The sequence below is a fragment of the Microbacterium sp. GW823-FHT02G05 genome (assembly GCF_058797175.1).
This window is the reverse complement of record NZ_JBXAJK010000001.1, coordinates 1232927-1254602: the sequence shown is the minus strand read 5'-3', so window position 1 is coordinate 1254602 and position 21676 is coordinate 1232927. Positions and strand designations below refer to the sequence as shown.

At 67.3% G+C, this 21676-nt stretch carries 27 protein-coding genes; 9 read left to right on the top strand and 18 right to left on the bottom strand.

Annotated elements, in window-relative coordinates; genetic code table 11:
* Positions 1–6 precede the first annotated feature (6 nt).
* The 3 genes from AC1REM_RS05950 to AC1REM_RS05940 are packed head-to-tail and all read left to right on the top strand — an operon-like array spanning position 7 to position 1709.
* Positions 7–987: a formylglycine-generating enzyme family protein gene (locus tag AC1REM_RS05950; RefSeq protein WP_492513806.1), complete on the top strand. Its 981-nt coding sequence runs from the start codon at positions 7–9 to the stop codon at positions 985–987.
* 21 nt (positions 988–1008) lie between these two features.
* A complete protein-coding gene (locus AC1REM_RS05945) occupies positions 1009–1368 on the top strand; it encodes a YidH family protein (RefSeq protein WP_492513805.1) in 360 nt (119 codons plus the stop codon).
* A complete protein-coding gene (locus AC1REM_RS05940; protein WP_492513804.1) occupies positions 1368–1709 on the top strand; it encodes a DUF202 domain-containing protein in 342 nt (113 codons plus the stop codon). The genes AC1REM_RS05945 and AC1REM_RS05940 overlap by 1 nt, the downstream gene beginning before the upstream one ends.
* A 21-nt stretch (positions 1710–1730) precedes the next feature.
* Here the strand turns inward: AC1REM_RS05940 and AC1REM_RS05935 are convergent, their stop codons facing one another.
* Both AC1REM_RS05935 and AC1REM_RS05930 read right to left on the bottom strand, forming a co-directional pair.
* Positions 1731–2171, bottom strand: a complete 441-nt coding sequence (locus AC1REM_RS05935) for a hypothetical protein (RefSeq protein ID WP_492513803.1) — start codon at positions 2169–2171, stop codon at positions 1731–1733.
* Between the two features lie 77 nt (positions 2172–2248).
* Positions 2249–2533, bottom strand: a complete 285-nt coding sequence (locus tag AC1REM_RS05930) for a putative quinol monooxygenase (protein ID WP_492513802.1) — start codon at positions 2531–2533, stop codon at positions 2249–2251.
* A gap of 80 nt (positions 2534–2613) precedes the next feature.
* On the opposite strand from AC1REM_RS05930, the gene rarD reads away from it, so the two are divergent.
* The gene (rarD, locus tag AC1REM_RS05925; RefSeq protein WP_492513801.1) at positions 2614–3513 is read left to right on the top strand and encodes an EamA family transporter RarD; all 900 of its coding nucleotides are present in this window, start codon (positions 2614–2616) and stop codon (positions 3511–3513) included.
* 40 nt (positions 3514–3553) lie between these two features.
* Here the strand turns inward: rarD and AC1REM_RS05920 are convergent, their stop codons facing one another.
* Genes AC1REM_RS05920 through idi form a run of 8 tightly spaced genes read right to left on the bottom strand, consistent with a single transcriptional unit; the run spans position 3554 to position 9570 of the window.
* Positions 3554–4093, bottom strand: coding sequence for a YaeQ family protein (locus AC1REM_RS05920; protein ID WP_492513800.1), 540 nt, complete (start codon positions 4091–4093; stop codon positions 3554–3556).
* Positions 4094–4116: 23 nt separating this feature from the next.
* Positions 4117–4986 (bottom strand): prenyltransferase, encoded by an 870-nt coding sequence (locus AC1REM_RS05915; protein ID WP_492513799.1) that lies wholly within the window; start codon positions 4984–4986, stop codon positions 4117–4119.
* On the bottom strand, positions 4986–5306 hold the full coding sequence (locus tag AC1REM_RS05910; protein ID WP_492513798.1) for a lycopene cyclase domain-containing protein: 321 nt from the start codon (positions 5304–5306) through the stop codon (positions 4986–4988). The genes AC1REM_RS05915 and AC1REM_RS05910 overlap by 1 nt, the downstream gene beginning before the upstream one ends.
* Complete coding sequence (locus AC1REM_RS05905) at positions 5303–5632, bottom strand: lycopene cyclase domain-containing protein (RefSeq protein WP_492513797.1); 330 nt, start codon at positions 5630–5632, stop codon at positions 5303–5305. The genes AC1REM_RS05910 and AC1REM_RS05905 overlap by 4 nt, the downstream gene beginning before the upstream one ends.
* A complete protein-coding gene (crtI, locus tag AC1REM_RS05900; RefSeq protein WP_492513796.1) occupies positions 5632–7161 on the bottom strand; it encodes a phytoene desaturase family protein in 1530 nt (509 codons plus the stop codon). Before crtI ends, AC1REM_RS05905 begins: the two co-directional genes overlap by 1 nt.
* Positions 7158–8018 (bottom strand): phytoene/squalene synthase family protein, encoded by an 861-nt coding sequence (locus AC1REM_RS05895; RefSeq protein WP_492513795.1) that lies wholly within the window; start codon positions 8016–8018, stop codon positions 7158–7160. Before AC1REM_RS05895 ends, crtI begins: the two co-directional genes overlap by 4 nt.
* Positions 8015–9040, bottom strand: a complete 1026-nt coding sequence (locus AC1REM_RS05890; protein WP_492513794.1) for a polyprenyl synthetase family protein — start codon at positions 9038–9040, stop codon at positions 8015–8017. The genes AC1REM_RS05895 and AC1REM_RS05890 overlap by 4 nt, the downstream gene beginning before the upstream one ends.
* A complete protein-coding gene (gene idi / locus AC1REM_RS05885; protein WP_492513793.1) occupies positions 9028–9570 on the bottom strand; it encodes an isopentenyl-diphosphate Delta-isomerase in 543 nt (180 codons plus the stop codon). The genes AC1REM_RS05890 and idi overlap by 13 nt, the downstream gene beginning before the upstream one ends.
* 101 nt (positions 9571–9671) lie before the next feature.
* On the opposite strand from idi, the gene AC1REM_RS05880 reads away from it, so the two are divergent.
* The 4 genes from AC1REM_RS05880 to AC1REM_RS05865 all read left to right on the top strand — a co-directional run bounded on the left by AC1REM_RS05880 (position 9672) and on the right by AC1REM_RS05865 (position 13200).
* Positions 9672–10178, top strand: coding sequence for a MarR family winged helix-turn-helix transcriptional regulator (locus AC1REM_RS05880; RefSeq protein WP_492513792.1), 507 nt, complete (start codon positions 9672–9674; stop codon positions 10176–10178).
* Complete coding sequence (locus AC1REM_RS05875; protein WP_492513791.1) at positions 10175–11572, top strand: MFS transporter; 1398 nt, start codon at positions 10175–10177, stop codon at positions 11570–11572. The genes AC1REM_RS05880 and AC1REM_RS05875 overlap by 4 nt, the downstream gene beginning before the upstream one ends.
* Before the next feature lie 21 nt (positions 11573–11593).
* Positions 11594–12280 carry a DUF899 family protein gene (locus AC1REM_RS05870; RefSeq protein WP_492513790.1) on the top strand — a complete coding sequence of 229 codons (687 nt, stop codon included), beginning with the start codon at positions 11594–11596 and terminating at the stop codon, positions 12278–12280.
* A 74-nt stretch (positions 12281–12354) separates the two neighbouring features.
* Positions 12355–13200, top strand: coding sequence for a TspO-related membrane protein (locus tag AC1REM_RS05865; protein WP_492513789.1), 846 nt, complete (start codon positions 12355–12357; stop codon positions 13198–13200).
* 25 nt (positions 13201–13225) lie between these two features.
* Here the strand turns inward: AC1REM_RS05865 and AC1REM_RS05860 are convergent, their stop codons facing one another.
* The 3 genes from AC1REM_RS05860 to AC1REM_RS05850 all read right to left on the bottom strand — a co-directional run bounded on the left by AC1REM_RS05860 (position 13226) and on the right by AC1REM_RS05850 (position 15837).
* A complete protein-coding gene (locus AC1REM_RS05860; protein WP_492513788.1) occupies positions 13226–14395 on the bottom strand; it encodes an AI-2E family transporter in 1170 nt (389 codons plus the stop codon).
* Positions 14396–14418: 23 nt separating this feature from the next.
* Positions 14419–14871: an aromatic ring-opening dioxygenase LigA gene (locus AC1REM_RS05855; RefSeq protein ID WP_492513787.1), complete on the bottom strand. Its 453-nt coding sequence runs from the start codon at positions 14869–14871 to the stop codon at positions 14419–14421.
* 75 nt (positions 14872–14946) lie between these two features.
* Positions 14947–15837: a TIGR01777 family oxidoreductase gene (locus AC1REM_RS05850; protein WP_492513786.1), complete on the bottom strand. Its 891-nt coding sequence runs from the start codon at positions 15835–15837 to the stop codon at positions 14947–14949.
* Positions 15838–15896: 59 nt separating this feature from the next.
* Between AC1REM_RS05850 and AC1REM_RS05845 the strand changes: the two genes are divergently transcribed.
* Entirely contained in the window at positions 15897–16700 is an 804-nt protein-coding gene (locus AC1REM_RS05845; RefSeq protein WP_492513785.1) for a DUF1206 domain-containing protein, read from the top strand.
* Between the two features lie 49 nt (positions 16701–16749).
* Here the strand turns inward: AC1REM_RS05845 and AC1REM_RS05840 are convergent, their stop codons facing one another.
* The 5 genes from AC1REM_RS05840 to AC1REM_RS05820 are packed head-to-tail and all read right to left on the bottom strand — an operon-like array spanning position 16750 to position 21618.
* Positions 16750–17925 carry an ROK family protein gene (locus AC1REM_RS05840; protein WP_492513784.1) on the bottom strand — a complete coding sequence of 392 codons (1176 nt, stop codon included), beginning with the start codon at positions 17923–17925 and terminating at the stop codon, positions 16750–16752.
* Between the two features lie 15 nt (positions 17926–17940).
* Positions 17941–18927 (bottom strand): Gfo/Idh/MocA family protein, encoded by a 987-nt coding sequence (locus tag AC1REM_RS05835; protein ID WP_492513783.1) that lies wholly within the window; start codon positions 18925–18927, stop codon positions 17941–17943.
* Positions 18924–19883, bottom strand: a complete 960-nt coding sequence (locus tag AC1REM_RS05830) for a Gfo/Idh/MocA family protein (protein ID WP_492513782.1) — start codon at positions 19881–19883, stop codon at positions 18924–18926. Before AC1REM_RS05830 ends, AC1REM_RS05835 begins: the two co-directional genes overlap by 4 nt.
* Positions 19880–20749 (bottom strand): carbohydrate ABC transporter permease, encoded by an 870-nt coding sequence (locus AC1REM_RS05825; protein ID WP_492513781.1) that lies wholly within the window; start codon positions 20747–20749, stop codon positions 19880–19882. The genes AC1REM_RS05830 and AC1REM_RS05825 overlap by 4 nt, the downstream gene beginning before the upstream one ends.
* The gene (locus AC1REM_RS05820) at positions 20746–21618 is read right to left on the bottom strand and encodes a carbohydrate ABC transporter permease (RefSeq protein WP_492513780.1); all 873 of its coding nucleotides are present in this window, start codon (positions 21616–21618) and stop codon (positions 20746–20748) included. Before AC1REM_RS05820 ends, AC1REM_RS05825 begins: the two co-directional genes overlap by 4 nt.
* Positions 21619–21676: the final 58 nt, after the last annotated feature.

Sequence of the window (21676 nt, the reverse complement as noted above, 5' to 3'; positions counted from 1 at the left end):
ATTCCGATGACTGAAACGATTGAGGGCGAGGGCTGCGGCCCCCAATGCGCCTGCGGCGCGCCCGGACGCGAGCAGTTCCTCACCCTGCAGCCCCGCCCCACAGAGGCAGCCCAGGCTTCGCAGGCCGGCAGCACCCATTCGGTCGAGCAGGTGCAGATCCCCGCCGGCACGTTCCTGATGGGCGACTCGTCCGGCGACCGCAATCCCGGCGATGGCGAGACCCCGCTGCACGAGGTCACGATCGATGCCTTCTCGATTGACGCAACGTCGGTCACCAATGACGCTTTCGCGGCCTTCGTGGCCGCGACCGGGTACCGTACCGAGGCAGAGACGTTCGGCTTCTCTGCTGTCTTCCACCTCGCACTCGCCGCTCCGCAGGAAGACATCCTCGGCCAGCCCCCGGGAACGCCATGGTGGCTCGGCGTGCGCGGCGCCGATTGGGCGCACCCCGGCGGCAGCGAGTCGTCGATCGAAGGACTCGGCGACCACCCTGTCGTCCACGTGAGCTGGAACGACGCGGTCGCGTACTGCGAGTGGGCGGGGCGCCGCCTGCCGACGGAGGCCGAGTGGGAGTATGCCTCCCGCGGCGGGCTCCATGCCAAGAAGTATCCATGGGGCGACGACGAGGTCGACGACGGCGGATGGCGCGTCAACATCTGGCAGGGAACCTTCCCGCGCGAGAACACGCTCGACGACGGCTTCCTCACCACGGCCCCCGTGCGCACCTTCGAGCCCAACGGCTACGGCCTGTGGCAGACCGTCGGCAACGTGTGGGAGTGGTGCGCTGACTGGTACGACCCCACCTACTATGAGCGTTCCGAATCCGCGAACCCGACGGGCGCAGCATCCGGAACTTCCCGCGTCCTGCGCGGCGGCAGCTTCCTCTGCCACATCTCCTACTGCAACCGCTACCGCAACTCGGCGCGCTCGCAGAACACCCCCGATTCCTCCATGGGCAACGCCGGTTTCCGTACCGTCGCGCTCTGAGGACCACCCGATCGGAGACCCATGTCTGACCGCCGATTCCCGCAGGCCGTCTACCGCCACGGCACCGAGCCCGACGCGCGCTTCACGTTCGCGAACGAGCGCACGTTCCTCGCGTGGACCCGCACCGCGCTCGCGCTGATCGCCGGTGGCGTCGCTCTCGAACTGCTCGGGCTCGATCTGCAGCCCGATCTGAAGTTCGCGGCCTCGCTGGTGCTGATCATCGCCGGGGTCATCACGCCCGCCCTCGCCTGGTTCAGCTGGATCCGCAGCGAGAAGGCGATGCGCCTGAACACCCCCCTGCCGGCGTCGCTGCTTGCCCCCGCCGTGGGCATCGCCGTCACCGTCGCGGGCGTCCTGATCGTCATCGCCACCCTGCTCTGATGGCTCTCTACGACGTCGGCCTGCAGCCCGAGCGCACCGAGCTCGCCTGGCGCCGGACGGCTCTCGCCATCGCTGTGGGATCGCTCGTGAGCATGCGGATCCTGCCGGTCATGCTCGACTCGGCGCTGTGGATCATCGCGGGAGTGATCGGGCTCATCGTCGCCGCGCTGCTGTGGGTCGCCGCACGGGCCCGCTACCGGGCAGCGTATCGGGCGCTGGAACCGGTGGAGGACGCCTCTCGGCTGCCCGACGCGCGGCTGCTTCTCGCGAGCGTGCTGTTCTCAGTCGCTGTCGGTGCCGTCGCACTCTTCGCGGTGGTTTCGGCGGCAACGGGGCTCTGATCTCCGGAGCGAGCGCGTGCCCTAAGGCGCGTCGTGAAAGAACAGCCGATCGATGATGTCGCCCGGCACCGCGGTCTCCGCGACGATCTGCTCCAGCAGATGCCCGATGCTGTCCGCGACGACAGTCGTCTCCTCGAACTCGGGCTCTTCTCCGTAGACGACAGCGCCGTCAGAGCGAACGGCCAGATAGGCGTACGCGCCGCCAACCGACTGGAGGATCGGCAGATGCGCCCGCCAGAATGCCGCCACCGCAGCGAGGCTCTCGGGACCATCGGCCGCGTCCCTGCTGAGCAGCTCGAACTCATCCCAGGCGAAACCGTCTGCGTCGGCGCGTGCGTAATCATCGCGGGAGAGGAACCATCTCGTCTCCGCCGCGTTCGACAGCAGCCCGAAGGAGGTCACCCATGCGATGACGTCCGGATGCACCCCCTCGAGGCGCGCCGGCAGGTTCGCGTCTGGCATCGGTGCGGACGCATGCTGCCACCCCGCCGATCGCAACCGCTCCACGACTCGGGACGCGGGCGACGCTGAACCGACGTTCACGCACCCAGGCCCTCGACGGTGTAGTCGCGCTCGATTCCGACCGTGCCCCTCGCCCACTCGCTGTCTGCAGCCCGTTCCTGATGCGCGCGGAACGCGGCAGCATCCGTGAACTCCTCGTCGACCTGCCAGATGAGCGGATCGGCCGTCTGGACGACCTCGAACGAGAGACATCCCGGTTCTTCCCTCGTCAGACGCACGTGCTCGGGAAGGTGCGCGCGCACGCGTTCGATGTCAGTGTCAGTGGCGCAGCGAAGTTGTCCGGTGAGTCGCACGGTGGTCATGCTGCGATCCTCCCACGTCGGCGCCCCCGGATAGGCTGGATTGCACGCCCGGCCGCCCTCCGTGGCGGGAGAGCAGTACCGTGTCAGAGTCCGCGCCCCGAGCCCGCCTCGGCGTCATCGCCTCGGTGCTCTCGTCGACCATCTTCGGCATCGTGTTCGTCCTGTCGGCATCGCTCGATTTCACCGGCAACGTGTTCTTCGGCTGGCGCATCGCCTTCGCCGTCGTCCTGCTGTTGGGCTTCCTCGGCCTCAGCCGCCGCCTGCCCGCGCTCCGCGGGCTTCTGCGACGACTGCGCGGCAACCCGCGTCTGATTCTTGCGCTCGCCGTATCGGCCGCGATGCTGGGCTTCCAGCAGTGGCTCTTCACGTGGGCGCCAGGGGAAGGCCGCGGCCTGCCCCTGGCGCTGGGCTACCTCGTGATGCCGATCGCTCTCGCGCTCACAGGACGACTCCTCTTCCGCGAGCGGCTGGGTCCGTGGCGCATCGCCGCCGTGAGCGTCGCGGTCGTGGGTGTCGGCTACCAGATCTGGCAGTTCGGCGGCCTGTCGTGGGAGACCCTGGCCGTGGCGCTCGGATACCCGATCTACTTCGCTGTTCGCCGTTTTGCGCGGATCGAGGGCAGCGCCGGCCTGACTGCCGAGATGATTCTGATCCTGCCGGTCGCACTCGCACTTCTGCTGATCGACGACCCGACGCTGGCGACGCTGCGTGATCCCGCTTCAGCGCTCAGTCTGAGCCTGTTCGCCGTGCTCGGCGCCGGCGCGCTCGCTCTGTACATCGGAGCGAGTCAGGTTCTCCCGCTGAGCCTCTTCGGCATGCTCAGCTACCTGGAGCCGGTGCTGCTCATCGTCGCCGCGACCGTCGTGCTCGCAGAGCCGTTGTCCGCGCAGGAGCTTCCGACCTACGCCGCGATCGCACTCGCTCTCGTCCTGCTCGCCGGCGAGGGATTCCGACGCCGAGGCCCGAAGACCTCTCTCTGACGCGGATGCGACGACCCGCAGCATCCGCCATCGCGGCTGTCTACTGGATGGGCTGCGCGTGCACGGCGGAGCTCAGATGCGTCCCGTTGAGCTCGAGGTACAGCTGTCCCTCGGTGACCGACAGGGTCATGGTGCTGCGGCGTTCGAGTGCTGCAACCGCGTCGTCGATGAATCCAGGGTCGAAGCTGTGCAGCGTGATGGCCTCGGCATTGTGAATCGTCTTGCCCGTCCACGGAATCACGACCTTGGCGGGGTCGCGGTGCGTGTAGATCGTCGTGCGGTCGGCGAGCTTGCTGCCGTAGTGCAGACGAGTGGCGTCCGGAGCGCCGACCTCGATCCATCCGGTGACCCGTCCGGTGAGATCACGCACCAGGATCGCGGGCTCATCAACCGACGAGATGCCCTCGCTGAAGCCGATACCCTGCTCGTACTCCAGGCAGTACGCCAGCACGCGGGTCATCATGTATGCCGGTGTCTCCGACGGGTGCTGCGCGACACGCAACGTGAGTTCTTCGTAGACTCCACGGTCGACATCGGCGAGATTCACCGTGAACGTGTGGATGGTCGCGCCGATAGCCATAGTCCACGAGCCTACGCGAGGGATCAGCTGGGCAGGTTCCACACCCAGATCAGCAGCATGGTCACACCGAATCCGGCGATCTGGTTGAGCCAGAGGAACCTCTTCCACCCGCGCGTCGCCTGCTCGCATTCCTCGTCGGAGAGAGAGCGGAAGGGCCAGATCGCGACGAGGTACGGCACCACGAGCACGGCCGCCAGCGGGCCCGGCCACGGCGTGAAGAGCATGAGCACGCCTGCCGCAGCATAGGCGATCAGCGCGAACCGGGTCGTGCGCGCCGCGCCCATGACGGTGCCGACCGAGGAGATCTCAGCCGCCCGGTCGGCGGTGATGTCCTGCACCGCGCCGAAGGCATGACTCGCGATGCCCCAGCAGAGGAACGCGACGACGATAAGCACGAGGGGAAAATCCCAGCGCGCTCCTGCAAGGACGAGGCCGTACAGGGCGGGTGAGACGAAGTGCACAGCGCTGGTGAAGGAATCGAGGAAAGGCACCTCTTTCCACCGGAGCTTCGGCACCGAATAGGCCAGGACGAAGAACACGCTGATCACCAGCACGATGCGGCTCGCGGTGTTGCCGACGAGCAGCATCCAGAGCACGAACGGCACGCTCAGAGCGATTGCGCTGATGATCGTCGTGCGGTGCATCCGCGTTCCGAGCACAGCGCCGTGCGCGCCTCCCTTGCGCGGATTGCGCAGGTCGGACTCGTAGTCGAACACGTCATTGATGCCGTACATGAGCAGGTTGTACGGCACGAGGAAGAACAGCGTCCCGACGATGAGATTCGCATCGATCTCGCGCACCGTCATCAGGTAGGCGGCGGCGAACGGATAGGCGGTGTTGATCCAGCTGATGGGACGCGACGCGAGGAACAGCTGACGAATGGTGTCGAGCATCAGGCTCTCTCCTTCTTTCGCGCGGTCTTCTGCGACAGGAGCGCTGCGAGCGCCGGCAGCCCGAAAGCGAGGCAGAGCGGATAGGCGAAGTCTTCGATGGGAGCAAGGCCGATGCGGAGGCCGCTGATGAGGTGCGACGGGTAGGTGAAGAGCCCTGCACTGATCATGACGTTGTCGAAGATGGCGGTGAGGACGAAGAGCACGGCGAATGCAGCGGATGACACGAGCAGGCGCCGCCCGATGCCAGGAACGCGAGCGGAGAGCCCGACGGCGAGCGCGGTCGCGGCGAGGAACGGCACGCTGATGAGCAGGTAGGTCACGAGGCATCCACCCCTCGTCGGCTCCCCATCCTCTCGCCCGCACCGATCAGCACGAGCGTGAGATACGTGAGGAAGGCGAGGAAGAACGGCTCTTCGAGGGGCAGATGAGGAGCGAGGTCGATGCCCAGAAACCACGGACCCGTGCCCTTCACGAACACCCCGGTCGCAATCCCGACGATGTCCCAGAGGAGCAGGAACCCCCACCCGATCGCGAGCAGAAGCAGCGTACGACGGCGATCGCGCCAGAGGGCGAGCCGCCAGCGCGCATCGCAGACGGCGACGCCTGCCGTCGAGACCAGGATCGCTGCGAGGTACAGGCCCGGCATCAGAGCGCGCTCCGCAGCGCGCCGATGCGCCCGGGCGCTGTGTCACCGCGGACGAGCTTCGTGACGATCTCGGCGGAGATCAGGCACATCGGCAGGCCGATACCGGGCGTGACGTCGGCACCCACCCGGTAGAGACCCTCGATTCCCGGAACCGTGTTGCGGTCGCGCAGCAGTGCACTCTGCCGCAGCGTGTGCGCCATCCCGAGCGCGTTGCCCTGCCAGGTGCGCAGGTCGGTCGCGAAATCCTGCGGCGTGATCGTACGGCGCACCACGATGCGCTCAGCCAGATCCGGGATGTCGCACCACTCGGCGATCTGCGCGATCACACGATCGGCCGTCCGCTCGATCTCGTCGTCGCCACCGCGGTCGATGCCGCCTGCCCCGGATTCCGGATCCGCGGGTGCAGGGACGAGCACGAAGAGGTTCGTGTCTCCCGTGGGCGCAACCGAGGGATCGGTCTGCGACGCGGCGCACACGTACAGCGACGCAGGATCGGGGATGTGACCGCCGGCGCGCGTGATCGCATCGAAATTCTGCTGCCAGTCGGCGGTGAACAGCAGTGTGTGGTGAGCCAGCTGCGGCACCTCACCGCGCACGCCGAGCAGCAGAAGCAGCGCCCCGGAACTCGGTGTGCGCTCACGTCTCCGTCCGGTGCTGGCACCGGCGAGAAGGTCCGCTTCGAGGTGGTGCAGATCGGTGGCGGCGACGACGAGGTCAGCGTCATGAGTGGTTCCGTCGGCGAGCTCGACGCCGCGCGCACGACCATCGCTCACCAGCATCCGCCGCACGTCACTGCCCAGGTGCACGCGCACGCCGCGCTCGCGGGCGAGACGCTCCAACGCGGCGACGAACGTGTACATGCCGCCCTGCGGATAGAGCACCCCGTCGTTGAGGTCGAGGTGACTCATCAACTGATACAGGGCAGGCACGGTGTAGGGCGTGCCCCCGAGGAAGACCGCCGGGTAGCCGAGCACCTGGCGCAGTCGCGTGTCAGTGAAGCGGGAGTCGACATGCCGTGCGAGTGAACGGCTCAGCGACGGCACGAGCTGGGGCGCGCTGCGCAGCACGGCGGGATGCCTCAGGCCCGACAGATTCTGATAGCCGTCATAGAGGAAGTGGTCCACGGAGAGGTGGTACGCGTGCTCGGCCGCATCCAGATAGCGATCGATCTTGGCTCCCGCGCCCGCCTCGATCGACTCGAAGAGCGCGATGGTCTGCGCCCGTCCGCTCACGACGTCGAAGGGCGAATGCCCCTCGCTGTACACGCGGTATGCGGGGTCGAGAGCGACCAGGTCGAGCTGCTCCTCTGCGCTCGTGCCCAGCAGCGCGAAGAAGTGCTCGAACACCTCGGGCATCAGATACCAGCTGGGCCCGGTGTCGAAGCGGAAGCCGTCCTTCTCCCAGATGCCCGCGCGTCCGCCGAGCTGATCGCGCGCCTCGTGCAGTTCGACGTCGTGGCCGTCGGCGGCGAGCAGCGCGGCGGTGGCAAGTCCCGACACTCCCCCGCCGATCACGATCACATGGCTCATGCCGCGACCTCGCTCGCCGAGCCGCCGAGAAGCGCGCGCACGGCGATGAGCGCCTTGGCCGAGGTCGGCACCGACGCCCGCTCCGTCGGGTTCGTCTCCAGACGTCGGGCGAGCGCGCTGAACAGCTGGTGCGCGAGGATCACCGCGCGACGGCAGTCCGGCGGAAGGTCGGGAATGACGCGTGCGGCCGCGTTCAGATCCTGTCGGATACGCCGCAGCACCTCTTCGCGCTGGGCCGGATCATCCGCCCCGACGTAGTCACGCCCGAGGACCTGACGGTCGTGCGTGCTGTCGCGGAGAAAGTTGATGTCCTGAAAGGCCGCCCCGAGGCGCCGCGCTCCGGCCGTGAGGTGCGCGGGCGCCGTGCGGGCTCGGTGGTAGCCCGCGTTGAGGAAGACCTGCAGACACATGAGACCGACGACCTCCGCAGAGCCGTAGACGTAGCGGTCGTGCGACGCGGGGTCGTGCGCCGTCACATCGATGTCGGTGCGCATCGAGTCGAAGAACGGACGGATCAGCCCCTCGGTGATGCCGCTCTCGCGCGCGGTCTGCGCGAAGGCGTGGACGATGAGATCGGTGCTGAAGCCGGATGCCACCGCCGACAGGGTCTCGCGCTCCAAGGCATCGATGAGGGTCCGCAGCGCCTCCGCGTCGCGGCATGCTCCGCGTCCAGGCCCGTCCACGATCTCGTCGGCGATGCGCACCAGCGCATAGACGTTGCGCACATGGGGGCGCACGCGCGGGCCGAACATCCGCGTCGCGAGCGAGAACGAGGTGGAGTAATGGCCGATCACCACGGCGGCAGCAGCCGACGCGGTCTCGTCGTAGCGCTCGCTGTCAGTGAGTCTGCGGCTCATGGCACTCGCCCTTCGATCTCGGCGGCCACATCTTCGACGAGCATCACGATCCCCACGGGCAGCTCGGCGGCCTGCGCCCGCGCCCGCTCCAGGTGTCCGCGCAGCAGCACGACGGTCCGTTCCCGGGCACCGCTGCGCTCCAGCATCCGCTGTGCGCGCCGCACCGCGACGGGGCCCGTGTTCGCGAGCGCGAGCGCGCCCTCGACCTCCGGCCAGTCTGCGCTCTCCTGCGCCAGCGCCACAAGGGGCGTGCGCTTACCTTCACGAAGATCTGCGCCGCTCTCCCGCCCGGCCTGCGCGTCGGTGCCGAAGGCCCCGATGAGGTCGTCGGCGAGTTGGAAGGCCACTCCGAGCTCGTGGGCGACCGCGCGCAGGGTCTGCTCTGCGTCCTCATCGGCGCCGGCCAGCGCCGCGCCCGCGCACAGCGGCGCCGTGAACGAGTAGACCGCGGTCTTGTTGGCGGTCATGCCCAGGGCTGCATCGCGGTCTGCGCCTGCGCGGGTCGCGTCTTCCCACTCGCCGGCCGCCGACACGGCGAGCGCGGCATCGAGGTGCGTGGCGAGGCGTGCCCGCACGGGCGCTTCCGCATCTGCGGTGAGGATGGCCCGGGAGGCGGCGTACAGCAGCAGGTCGCCGACGAGGAGCGCGCCCGCGTCTCCGATACGGGTGCTGGCTGCTTCCGCTTCTCCGGCGCTCTGCGCCTGGCGCGCCAGATCCCCGCGCACATTCAGGCGGCCACGGCGGTGGGTGTCCTGATCGATGATGTCGTCGTGCACGACGAAGGCGGCGTGGAGGATCTCGTAGCCGGCGGCAACCCGCCAGAGGCTGTCGGGGACCGGGCTCGACGACGCGAAGGCGCGGAAAGACTCCAGCACCAGGCGCGGACGGAACCGCTTTCCTCCGATGGTTGCTGCGCGCATCTGCTCACGCAGCGCGTGTCCGGATGTCCCGGGCAGCGGAAGTTCGTCGATGATGCGAGAGATCTCCTCATCGACGCGATGGTGGTCGCTCACGCTGCCCATGGCGTCTTCTCTCCTGTAGCGATCTCGTCGAGCTGCCGCGCGAACCACGGGCTGAATGCGAAGGGAGCCGCTCTCACCGCCGTGCGCAGGTTCCGCGGATCAGCCCAGACGAATTCTGCGACCTCGGTGGCGTCGGGTTGCACCGCTGATGTCGCGCGCGCGGCGTACACCGGGCAGATCTCGTTCTCGACCGTGCCACTCGCATCGACAGCCGAGTAGCGGAAGTCGGGGAGCAGTGCGGTGATGTCATCGAGCTCGAGACCGAGTTCCTGACGTGCCCGACGGCGGATCGCGTCCTCCATCGGCTCCTCTGGGCCGGGGTGTCCACAGAAGGAGTTCGTCCACACTCCGGGCCAGGTCTTCTTGGTGAGCGCGCGACGTGTCATCAGCATCCGACCGTTGTCGTCGAAGACATGGCAGGAGAACGCAAGGTGCAGCGGAGTGGTCTCGTGGTGCACCTCGCTCTTGAGCGCTGTACCGATCGGCTGCCCATCGTCGTCCAACAGGACGACGCGTTCTTCGTGACCCATGTGCATCCAATCGCTAGTTTATCTAGCAATATAACCGAACTCGTTGCATGATGAAATACTGAGTTCCGGGAATGCGGGAGGAAGATGTGCGTGAATCCCCGATGGGAGAACGCGAAGCCATCGTCATGGACGTGCTTCGCGCCGTGCGCTCCTTCGGCGACTCTCATGACCGGATGAGCACCGGCATGAAGCTCGGGATGGACATGAACATCACCGATATCGCCGCTCTCCGGCTGCTGATCATGCGTGCCGAGAGCGGCGCGCAAGTCACCCCCGCCGACATCGCCCGACACCTGCGCATCTCGACCGCCTCGACCACCAAGCTGCTCGACCGCCTCGTGGCATCCGGACACGTTCTCCGCGGGCCGCACCCGATCGACCGCCGCGCCCGCGTCGTGACCCTCACCGACTTCGCCAAGTCGGAGTTCTTCCGCCTCTTCGGCGTGCGCCTGCGCGCGATGCGCGGAGCCGTCGCCGAGTTCACCGACGACGAACTCGCCGCGGCCACGCGCGTGATCACGGCCATCAGCGCGGCCCTCGACGAGCAGGAATCCGTCTCACAGAATCCGCCCCGCAGCGTCCCGGACGGGCGTACGCTCAGCGTGTGACCACGTTCACCTCCACGCAGCGCGGCGTCGTCGTCGTCGCGATCCTGGCGTCTTTCGTGACCTTCCTCGACGGGAGCGTCGTGACCGTCGCCCTGCCGGCGATCAGCCGCGAACTCGGCGGGGGCATCACCACGCAGCAGTGGGTCGTGGACTCGTATCTCATCACTCTGAGCGCATTGATCCTCCTGGCGGGGTCCCTCTCCGACGCGTACGGCCGCGTGCTCATCATGCGTGTGGGCCTCATCGCCTTCGGCATCGCGTCCGTCGCCGTCGCACTCGCGCCCGACCCGCTCATCCTGATCATCTCCCGCACTCTTCAAGGGGCCGCCGGAGCCCTGCTCGTACCGAGCTCGCTCGCCCTGATCACCGCGACCATGCGCGGCGAAGTGCAGGCGCGGGCGATCGGTGCATGGACGGCATTCACGACTGCCGCCTTCCTCATCGGACCGCTCATGGGCGGGCTCTTCGTCGACTACGCCTCCTGGCGCTGGGTGTTCCTCATCAACGTCGTGCCGATCGCTGTGACGCTGTTCCTGCTGGCGCGGCTCGATCTCCCACAGCACGCCCGGGGCGCCCGCGTCGACTGGGTGAGCGGCGCGCTCTGCGCCGTGGGGCTCGGGGCCGTCGTGTTCGCACTCATCGAGCAGCCGAACCTCGGCTGGGGCTCGCCCGCGATCTGGATCCCCGCCCTCGGCGGTGCGGCGCTGTTCGCCCTGTTCCTGTTGCGGCAGAAGAGCTCGGATGCCCCGCTCATGCCCCTCTCGCTGTTCACCGTGCGCAACTTCGGCTGGGGAAACCTCGCGACGCTCTTCGTCTACGCCGCCCTTGCCCTGAACGGCTTCGTGATCGGCGTGTATCTGCAGCAGGGTGCAGGGCTGAGCGCGACTCTCGCGGGTCTCGCGAGCCTTCCGACGACGGTGCTCATGGTTCTGTTGAGTTCTCGGGCAGGCGCTCTCGCCGGTCGCTTCGGGCCGCGCATCTTCATGACCGTGGGCCCGCTGGTCATGGCCGTCGGCGCCATCCTGCTGCTGACGGTCTCCCTCGACTTCAACTACTGGTGGCAGGTCCTGCCGTCGGTGACCGTGCTCGGCCTCGGCCTTGCGATCACTGTCGCACCACTGACCTCCGCCATCCTCGGAGCCATCGACGAGAGCCGTTCCGGCATCGCCTCGGCCGTGAACAACGCGGTCGCTCGCGTGGCTGGTCTACTCGTCGTCGCACTGCTCGCCACGATCGTGGGAGGCACGCTGGACCTCGCCGGCTTCCACACGGCGGCGTGGGTGACGGCGATCCTCATGGCCCTCGGCGGGATCGTGTCGTGGATCGGCATTCGTCGCCCGCCCGCCGTGCCCGTCGACCCGGTTGACGCCCCTCCGGAGCGGGCGCAGACCTAAGACTCCCGCTGGAGGCTTCTCATGAGCGATCTCCCCCTGCCGCCGGTCGTCGACACCGACTCGTGGCGACGCGACCTCGATGCCCTGCGCGTGCGTGAGAAGGCGGCGACACGCGAGCTCGATGCGATCGCAGCCCAGCGACGGCGGCTTCCCGTCGTCGAGCTGCCGACGTACACCCTGCAGAGCGCGGAGGGCCCCGTCACCCTCGCGGAGATGTTCGACGGTCATTCACAGCTGATCACGTACCACCACATGTGGTTCCCGCACGAGACGTGGCAGTGCCCAGGATGCACGGGGTACACCTCGCAGTTCACACGCCTGGACTTCCTCCAGGAAGAGTACGACGCCCGGTTCGTCATCGTGACGAACGGCCCGCTGGACGAGGCGCTCGCCTACCGCGACCGCGTCGGCAACCAGATGACCTGGTACTCGAGCGCCGAGAGCCCCTTCGGCGCCGACATGGGCGCTGCTCCCGGCGAAGGCTTCGCGCTCAACACCTTCGTTCGTTCTGGCGACACGGTCTATCGCGCGTGGCACACCGACGGGCGCGGCACCGAGCAGCTCGGCTACCTGCACGGCCTCATGGACGTCCTGCCCTACGGACGCCAGGAGGAATGGCAGGATGTGCCGGACGGATGGCCGCAGCGCCCCACCTACGGTCACGGCCTCGACTCGCCCGACATCGCACGGCTCTACGGTTCTGCCTGAGCATCCGCATCTCAGAGATTCTCCGCCCTCGCAACCCTCTGTCGCCGATGCGTCTGCCTGGGTACGGTGTGCACATGAGCACACCGAGTGATCACACCCCCACCCCCGCAGATCGCGTGCGGCAGGTCACCGTCCTCCTCGGCGGGCTGCTCGCCCTCTTCGGGGCGTTCCTCGGTTCCGGGGCACTCGGCGGCACGTCGGTTCAGGATGCTGCGGGCGGCGCGCTCGCTGCGGACGCCACGCTGCTCGCCCCCTACGGCCCCGCCTTCTCGATCTGGTCCGTGATCTACGCAGGGCTCCTCGGCTACGCCATCTGGCAGCTGCTCCCGAGCCAAGCCGCCCGTCCGCGGCATCGTCTGCTCGGCTGGTGGATCCTGGCCTCTCAGGTACTGAACGCACTCTGGATCCTGACCGTGCAGGCCGGGCTCCTCGGCGCCTCGGTCGTGATCATCGCTGTGTTGCTGCTCGTGCTGATCATCGTCTTCGTGCGGATGCGACAGCTGGACGCTCGCGGTTGGGTCGACATGCTGACAATGGATGCCACGATGGGTCTGTACCTCGGATGGGTCACCGTCGCGACGATCGCGAACATCACCGCGTGGCTCGTCGCGATCGGCTTCGAAGGATTCGGCTGGCCCGCGCAGGTCTGGGGGCTGATCGTGATCGTCGTGGGAGCGACGATCTCCGTGGCGACGGCACTGTGGAGCCGCGGGCGTCTCGCTCCGGCGATCGCGACCGCCTGGGGACTGGCCTGGATCGGCGTCGCACGCGTGGTCGACGAACCGTCCTCTGCGCTTGTCGGGGCGACCGCATTCACGGCTGCCGCGCTCGTGCTCGCGGCAGCTCTCATCGCACGACTGGCAGACCGGTCGCGGCGCCAGCCCGAGACGGTCGAGGCTCTGGTCGGCGGTGTGACCTAACGGGTGCGGCCGGCAGCCGGCGAGGTCACGTCCTGTCGTCCGGGACCGGATCTTCGTCGGTGCGGGACACACTTTCCGGTGCCGCGTCGCTCTCCGCCTCTGCGGCATCCACATGCTCGTGCTGCGGGCCCGGTGGCACGGCCGTGCGATCACCCGTGATCCACCGCAGCCAGAGCGCATCGGGATTCGGTTCCAGGAGCAGCGCGCGCGTTGCGAGTGTCAGCGGAATCGACAGGATGGCGCCGAGCGGTCCGATCACGAACGTCCAGAAGATCACGGAGAAGAAGCTGAGCGTGAGGCTGAGGTCGACAGCATCACTCACGAACTTCGGCTGCACGAGCACCTGCAGGACGACATTGACGACGGAGTAGACCACGATCACACCGATCAGCATCGGCCAGTCCCCGACGACGAAGGCGAGGATCGCCGGCGGGATGACACCGAGCACGAAGCCGATGTTGGGGATGAAGTTCGTGACGAATGCCAGCACTGCCCAGATCGCGGGTCCCGGCACGCCCATCCACCACAGCGCCAGGCCATCGATGACCGCGACGATGGCGCCGAAGGCGGCGTTGACGATGAAGTAGCGACGGATACCCGAGTTGAGCCGAGTGATGCGCCCGATCGCTGCGGCGTGCGGCGCACGGAACGCCCCCGGCACGTTCCGATAGCGGGCGGCGTCGACGGCCATGAAGATCACATAGGCGAAGACGAAGAAGAGCGCCGTCGCCACCGCGAGGACAGTGCCGCCGATGCCGGAGGCAAGCCGCAGCAGAGTGGCGGGGTCGAGCGCCTGCGCAAGGGAATCGGTGGTCTGCTCGGTGATGCCGAGCGACTCCAGCCAGGTCAGAAACTCGTCGAGACGTTTCCCGAGCTCGCCGTCGTCGGTCAGGCCGATCACGAGACGGACGAACTGGTTTCCGGCGAACCAGAGCAATGCGCCCATCGCCAGGAGGATCCCATAGGCAAGGGCGATGACGCTCGTCGTGCTGAGCCAGCGCGGCCAGCCACGACGCTCCAGCGGCACCCGCAGAGGTTCGCAGATGACGACGATCACGATCGCGAGCGCGATCGGGCCGACGATCTCCTTCGCGAAGAAGATGCCCGCGATCACCACCGCGGCTGCGGCGAGACCGAGGAGCGTTCGGAGGGTCGGCGACAGCAGAGGAGGAGCGGGCGTAGCGGGGCTGGTCACCTGCACAGCGTAATGCGCGGCGCTCAGACCACGACGGCTGGCTCACGACGGGACAGCAGAATGGCGATGTAGCCGAAGACCATCGAGAGGACGCCGACCCCGATCGCGAAGAGAGCGACTCCGAACGACACGACCGAGGTGAAGAGCGATGCACGCAGGAACGACGCATTCATCACGGTGTCACGCGTGGGGTCGTCTTGCGCGAGTTCGGCGTAGGTCTTGCCGTCGCTCATGGCCAGCGCGTGGTGGTTGATGACCTCGGCCTGCGCGTACGCCGAGAGGGGTCCCTGCACACGGCTCCCCGCGAGGAAGGCCGCGTCGTCGGACACCGTGATGTTCTCCGCGGCCAGCTGCACGCTGACGGCGATCCATGCGACGATGCCCGCCACGATGAAGATCGCACCGACGACCATCGCGAAGATCGCGAGGATGCGGACTTTTCGAGCATTTCCTGAGATCGTCGCCGTCGTCATCATGCCTCTTTCGTCGCAGGGTGTGGAGCCGATGTGCTCCACAACCTAGCGAGCAATTCCACCGCCCGAAAGGGGCTATCAGCCGAGGGCCGCCGCTGTGGCTGCTTCGACCGTTTCATTGTGAAAGGTGAATCCGGTGTCACGCAGAACGCGCGGAATGACCCTCGCATCAGAGGTCAGCAGCGAATCGACCGGCGCGCGCCCGAGGCCGAGCCGCAGTGCCCATTCCGGCGCCCGGAGCCAGAACGGACGATTCATCGCACGGGCGACGGCACGCCCCAGATCGTTCGCGGATGCCGTGGTGGGGCCGCTGAGATTCACAGGACCTTCGACGTCGGCGTCGATGAGGTACCGGATGGCACGCACCTCATCGTCGAGCGAGATCCACGGCCAGATCTGCGTGCCCCGTCCGATCGGTCCACCGACGCCGAGCGCCGTCAGCCGCATAAGCGGCTTCAGCACACCATCCGGATGCACGATCGGCGCGGTACGCAGGTGCACGACCCTCGTCGACGACCCCGCGGTGCGCGCCGCGGCTTCCCATTCGACGCAGAGCTCCGCGAGGAAAGTGCCACCGCCGGAACCGGCCTCATCGAGCTCGACGCCCGGTTGCGACCCGTAGTACCCGACAGCAGAGCCGCTCAGGAAGGGTGGCGCGTCGGAGCCGAGCGACTTCAGGGCCGCCGCCAGCGTCTCGGTCGGGCGCAGGCGCGACTCACGCAGCGTCTTCCGATAGCCAGGCGTCCACGGCAGACGTCCGATGCTCGCACCGTTCACACCGACCACCGCGGAAGCCCCCGCGAGCACATCGGGGTTCAACGGCGAAGCATCCGTCAGCCACTCCCGCTCGTCCGTCCCGCGCGTAGGGCGGCGCACCAGCCGCACGACATCGACGCCATCGGCGCGCAGACTGTGGGTGAGCGCTGTGCCGATGAGACCGGATGCTCCCGCGATGACGACTGTGCTCATGATGCGATGCTTCCATGCCTGGTTCCGCGCGACAACCACGCCATCCCTAGGATGGGCACATGAGAAGCGAAGCCCGTCGGGCCGCGCGCAAAGCCGAGTCATCCACGATTCTGCGCGTGCTTGCGCGCGCGGGCTTCGCCGCGAACGGCGTCGTGCACGTGCTCATCGGGTCGCTGGTGCTGGCGGTGGCGTTAGGCGGCCGGGGCGAGTCGGATCAGGCGGGCGCATTCAAGGCGCTGGCCGCCGCACCGTTCGGCTTCGCACTGCTCTGGATTCTGGCCGCGGCGCTCTGGGCACTGGCTCTGTGGCATGTTCTCGATGGCGTCCTCGCGCCGCGGGGCAGCACCGCGCAGAAGTGGGGTCGACGCGTCTCGGAGTGGAGCCAGGCCGCGGTCTTCCTCGTGATCGGCATCCTCGCCGCGTCGGTCGCGCTGGGCGCGCGCCCTGACGCGGACGAGACGGCGGCGGATGTCAGCCGCGGCGTGCTCTTCGTCCCCGGTGGGGTGTTTGTTCTCGGGGGCGTGGGGGCAGGCTTCGCGATCGCCGGCGTCGCCTTCGCCGTCATGGGCGTGCGACGCAGCTTCGTCTCGAAGATGCGCCTGCCGGACGGTCCCGTCGGGCACGCTGTCACCGCGCTCGGCGCCGCGGGATTCATCGCGAAGGGACTATCGCTGCTGAGCATGGGAGTGCTGCTGCTCGTTGCCGCGTTCAAAGTCGATCCGGATGCCGCAGGCGGGCTGGACGCCGCGATCGCCGCACTGCTCGAGATGCCCTTCGGCCCCGCGCTGACGCTCGGGATCGGTGCGGGGCTCATCCTCTACGGCGTCTTCTGCGGATTCCGCGGGCGCTACGCCGACCTCTGACGCTGTCCCATCCACGTGTCAGCTCTCAGACCGCCGTACGACTTGGCTGCTAGAGACGCACGCCCAGCTCCTGGCTGAGGGCGGTCGCCCCTGCGCCGAGCAGCGCCGCTTCGTGCAGCAGTCCCGAACGGAGAATCTCTGGGGGGTGCGCCATCATCGCCGCTCTGCGGTTCGTCGCGCGCTGGAGACGCGCCCGCATCGCTTCTCCAGCGTGAGAGAGCTCACCTTCGAGCACCACATGAGGTACTCGAAAAATCTGGCCGAGCGTCGCAATGCCGATCGCGATGTTATCCGCGTACTCCTCGATCAGATCTGCGGCCGCAGCGTCGCCATCCTCCGCGCGCTGCAGCAAGGTGCCGAGCGTGGCGTCCGCGCGCTCCGGCTGCATGTGCGCAATCGCAGTGGCCAGCCACTCGGTCGATGCGATCGTCTCCCAGCATCCGCGCTGACCACACGAGCAGTCGAGCCCACTTCGGTCCACGCAGATATGCCCGAACTGCGGGCTGGACACCGTCACGCCCGGGAAGAGATGTCCGTCGACCACCAGCCCGACACCGACGCCACGGTCCACCTGGAGGACTCCGAAAGACACTCTGCCGCGACCGTTGCCGAACCAGCGCTCGGCGCTGGCAAAGGCACGCACGTCCTGTTCCAGAGCGACCTCGCAGCCGAAAATCTCGGCGAGACGCTCAGGAAGGGCGCTGTTGGTGAGTGCCGGCACCACGGTGCAGAGTTCGATCACGCGTCCCGCCGGATCGCACTGGGCGGGCACCGTGAGCCCCACGGTGCGGATGCGCTGACGCGCTGTGACCGGAAACCCTTCGAACATCGCCGTCACCGCAGCAATCAGCTGCTCCTCCGTGGCCGTTTCATCGATCGCAACCTCCGCGGCATGAGATACCGCGCCTGATGCATCGACAAGGCCACAGCGCACCCGACCCGACTCGATCGCCACCGCGCCGCAGAGGCCCGCGTCATCCGCGAACCAGAGGGGGCGAGCCGGCTTGCCTCGCCCCCTCTGCGCGCCGGCCGCTGGTTCTTCTGCAAGCACGCCGTCCTCTACAAGAGTGTTCGTGATGGTTCCGACAGACGCGCGAGGAACGCCCATCACCCGGGCAAGCTCCGCGCGCGAGAGCGGGCCATGATCCACGAGGGCCTGAAGGACGCGATAGCGGTTCGCGCGGCCGACGTCCTGCGGTGTGAGCACTTGCAATGCGGTCTCCATCTGACGAGAACGACCCTAGTCCTGTTCAACCAGACGGATGGCCTTCCCCTCGTCGATGGAGCGATATGCGGCGAATGAAAGGGCGGTCGCCGCGGCGACATCCGCGAGACCGATGGAAGGCACGCTGCCCTCGGACACATGCCGCAGGAACTCGTCGATCATCGCGTCATCGATCGACCCGCTGTAGAGATTCCATGACAGCGTCTCGGCGTACACGTCGACGTGCTGCGCAAGTGCGTTGACTTCGATCGTGCCCTCCGTGCCGACGATGCGAAGTGTGATGTCGAACGTGCTGGGCATGGCGCCTGTGCGCGACCAGCTCGTGTCGATCGACCCCACCACGCCGTTCGTCATCTCGACGTGCAGCAGCGCAGAGTCCTCGACAGCGAGCCCGAGCAGGTTGTCGCCGGCGAGCGCATGGATCGACGCATACTCAGCGCCCGTGAGCCACCGGATCAGATCAGCCGCGTGCGCCGTGTGGTCCATGATCGCGCCGCCGCCGGAACGCCTCAGGTCCACGAACCAGTCATGGGGACAAGCCCCTCGGTTGGTCGCGTTGACAGCAAGAACTCGTCCGATCTCGCCAGCCGCGATCGCCTCTCGCGCGGCAACGACGGCGGGGATGAACCGACACGGAAATGCGACCATGAACGGGCGAGTTCCCTCCGCAAGAATGGCGACGACATCATCGAGCATCTCCGCAGTGGGAGCGAGCGGCTTCTCGCAGAGGATCGCGACTCCCGCATCGACGGCGGCCCGGAGATGCTTCGCGCGGAGGTCATACTCGGAACTGATGACGACAGCATCGCAGCGGAGCAGGAGTGCCGCGAGATCATCGAAGAGCGGGATCCCGGCAGGCTCGGCGTGGGGACGCGCCCTCTCAGGACGGTCATCCCAGATGCCGATCATCTCTGCGGAAGGGTTCCGCAACAAGGCCGAGAGCGCGCGCTCAGGGTGGGTGGAATGGGCGAAGCTGACCATCCCCACTCGGATCCGACTCATGCCTTGCCCCATCCTTGTGCGCTCACGGACTGACTTGTCTGCAGCGAGCGCCCGATCATCTCGCACGTCATGATCGTCTCGATCGCCTGCTGATCCGAAGTGGCGACGGAGCGTGCGCGTCTGACCTCAGCGAGATGACGAAGCTGCGCCGCGTACGGATCGAGGATGGTCGGAGACTCGTGGCGCATCGCACCGGTGACGGTGCTGGTCAGGACCATTCCTGCGCTGCGCCGCGAAGAGAACTCCACCGAGCCCGCACTGCCCGCGATCTCACAGCTGTACTCCAGTTCGGTGACTCCACCCCAGAGAGCTTCAACATGTGCGAGCACCCCCTCGGGGAAACGCATCGTCGCCGTGACCACGCTTGTTCCCGGGCCGTCCGCTCGACGAGCGAAGACCGTTTCGGGTCGCCCCCACTCACCGACCAGGAAGTCGAGATCATGGATCATGAGATCGAAGACGACGCCGCCGGAGCGTGCTTCGTCCGAGAACCAGTCGGACGCTCCCGCGGGCCACGGCACCGCGCGACGCAGTCGTGCCGTTGCGGGGGTGCCCAGCCGTCCCGAATCCAGGATCGCGCGCACTTCTGAGTACTGCGGGAAGTGCCGAACGACGTGTCCGACGGCAAGCATCCTTCCCGCGGCCTCTGCCTCAGCGAAGAGCACGGCGGCTTCCACCGCAGTCAGGGCCAGCGGCTTCTCGCACACCACATCGCATCCAGCCACGAGCAGCTCTCGCACGATCGCCGGATGAGTGTCTGTCGGTGTGCACACGGATACGAGATCCGGGTGTCCGTGCGCGAGGAGCGACTCCACCGTCTCGTACACAGCGACGCCCTCCTGGGGGCGCGAGGACACGACACCGATCACGTCGGCCTCCTCGATGCTGCGCCATGCACGCAGATGAGTACGTCCCATCGCGCCCATTCCGATGACACCGACCCTCAGGCGGCTCATTTCACACCTCCGAAGGAAAGGCCCTTGACCATGTATCGCTGCACGAGGAGCGAGAAGATGAGCACCGGGATGATCGTCACGACACCCGTCGCGGCCATCGCACCCCAGGACGTGCCTGCCGCGGACAGGAATTGCGTCACCGTCGTGGGCAGCGTCGAGGCACGCACACTCGTGAGGAACACCGCGAAAGTGAACTCGTTCCACGAGTTGATGAGGCAGAAGATGCTCGTCGCAGCGAGGCCGGGGGCTGCGAGCGGGAACATGATCCGCGCGAGGATCTGTCGACGCGTGCACCCGTCAATGAGCGCCGCCTCTTCGATCTCTCGAGGGATCTCCTCGAAGAACCCCCGCAGCATCCAGATCGAGAATGGGATGTTGAACAGCATGTAGCAGACGACCAGCACGAGATGCGTGTCGAGCACCCCGATCGTCTGCGCCATCACGAACAGCGGAATCACGATCGCGATCGCCGGAAGCATCCGCATCGCGAGCACCAGGAATGCAAGGTCCTCGCGCCGGCGGTACTCGAAGCGGGCGAGACCGTAGGCGGCGAACGCGCCGATGGCGACGGAGATGAGGGTCGCGCTCACCGCGACGATCGCACTGTTTGCGAGGTACTGCCCGAGGCCTCGATTGACGAAGACGTCGATGTAGTTCTCGAGATTCGGCGCGACGAACCAGATCGCCGGATTTGTGACGTCCTTGGCCTGCTTGAACGAGACCACGCCCATCCAGAACAGGGGGAAGACGCAGACCACGAGCATCCCCAGCAGGAGAGCCCCTGTGAGGGTCCGACCGAGCCGATGCTTCGCCGATCGCGCGCCACGGCGGGTCGAAGTGGCCCGTTCCACGCGGGTGAGGGTCATTTCGTGATGCCTTTCATCGAGCGGCGCACAACACTGATGAGCACGAGGCTGATCGCGAGGGTCAAGAGCATGAGCATCACGGACGCTGCCGAAGCACGGCCGATCCAGCCCGTCTGCCCGAATCCGGTCCGATAGATGTACATGCCCAGCAGCTCCGTCGCGTCACCCGGCCCACCCTGGGTCAAGGTGAAGGGGATGTCGAAGATACGCAGGGCATCGATCGAGACGAAGATCAGCGCCAGCAGCAGCGGCATACGCAGCAGAGGCAGGGTGATGTGCCAGAGCGTCTGCAGGGTTCCGGCCCCGTCAACGCGCGCCGCCTCGAAGGGCTCTGCGGGCATGGACTGCAGTCCGGCGAAGATGATCAGAGCGGCGAAGGGCGCGCTCTGCCACACGGAGACGCCGACGACGGAAGCGAAAGCCCAGTCCGATGCCAGCCAGGGCTGGCGCACGTTGATCGCGGCATCCAGGAGGAAGTTCAGCACGCCGTACTCGGAGTTGAGGATGAGTCCCCAGATCTGTCCGGCGATGCTCGGAGTCATCGCGATCGGCACGACGAGGGCGGCGATCGCGACCGGGCGCCAGCGGAGGTGCCGGTCGATCAGCTGCGCCATGAGGAAGCCGATGAGAAGGGAGAGCGCCGTCACAATCAGCGCGTAGCGCAGCGTGAGGGTGACCGAGTGCCAGAAGCTCGCGCTGCGGAACAGCCGCAGGAAGTTCTCGGCTCCGACGAACTCGAAGCTCGGGTATCCGATCTCGTAGTCGGTCATGGCGTAGGTGATCATGACGATCACGGGGACTGCGATGAGCACGCCCATGATCGTGAAGGCGGGAAGGATGAATGGCAGGTACGGGCGACGTCGAAACATGCGGCTCGTTCGGCTCCTCTGAGTGGGGCGGCGTGCGCCGCCACCCCACTCGATCGAA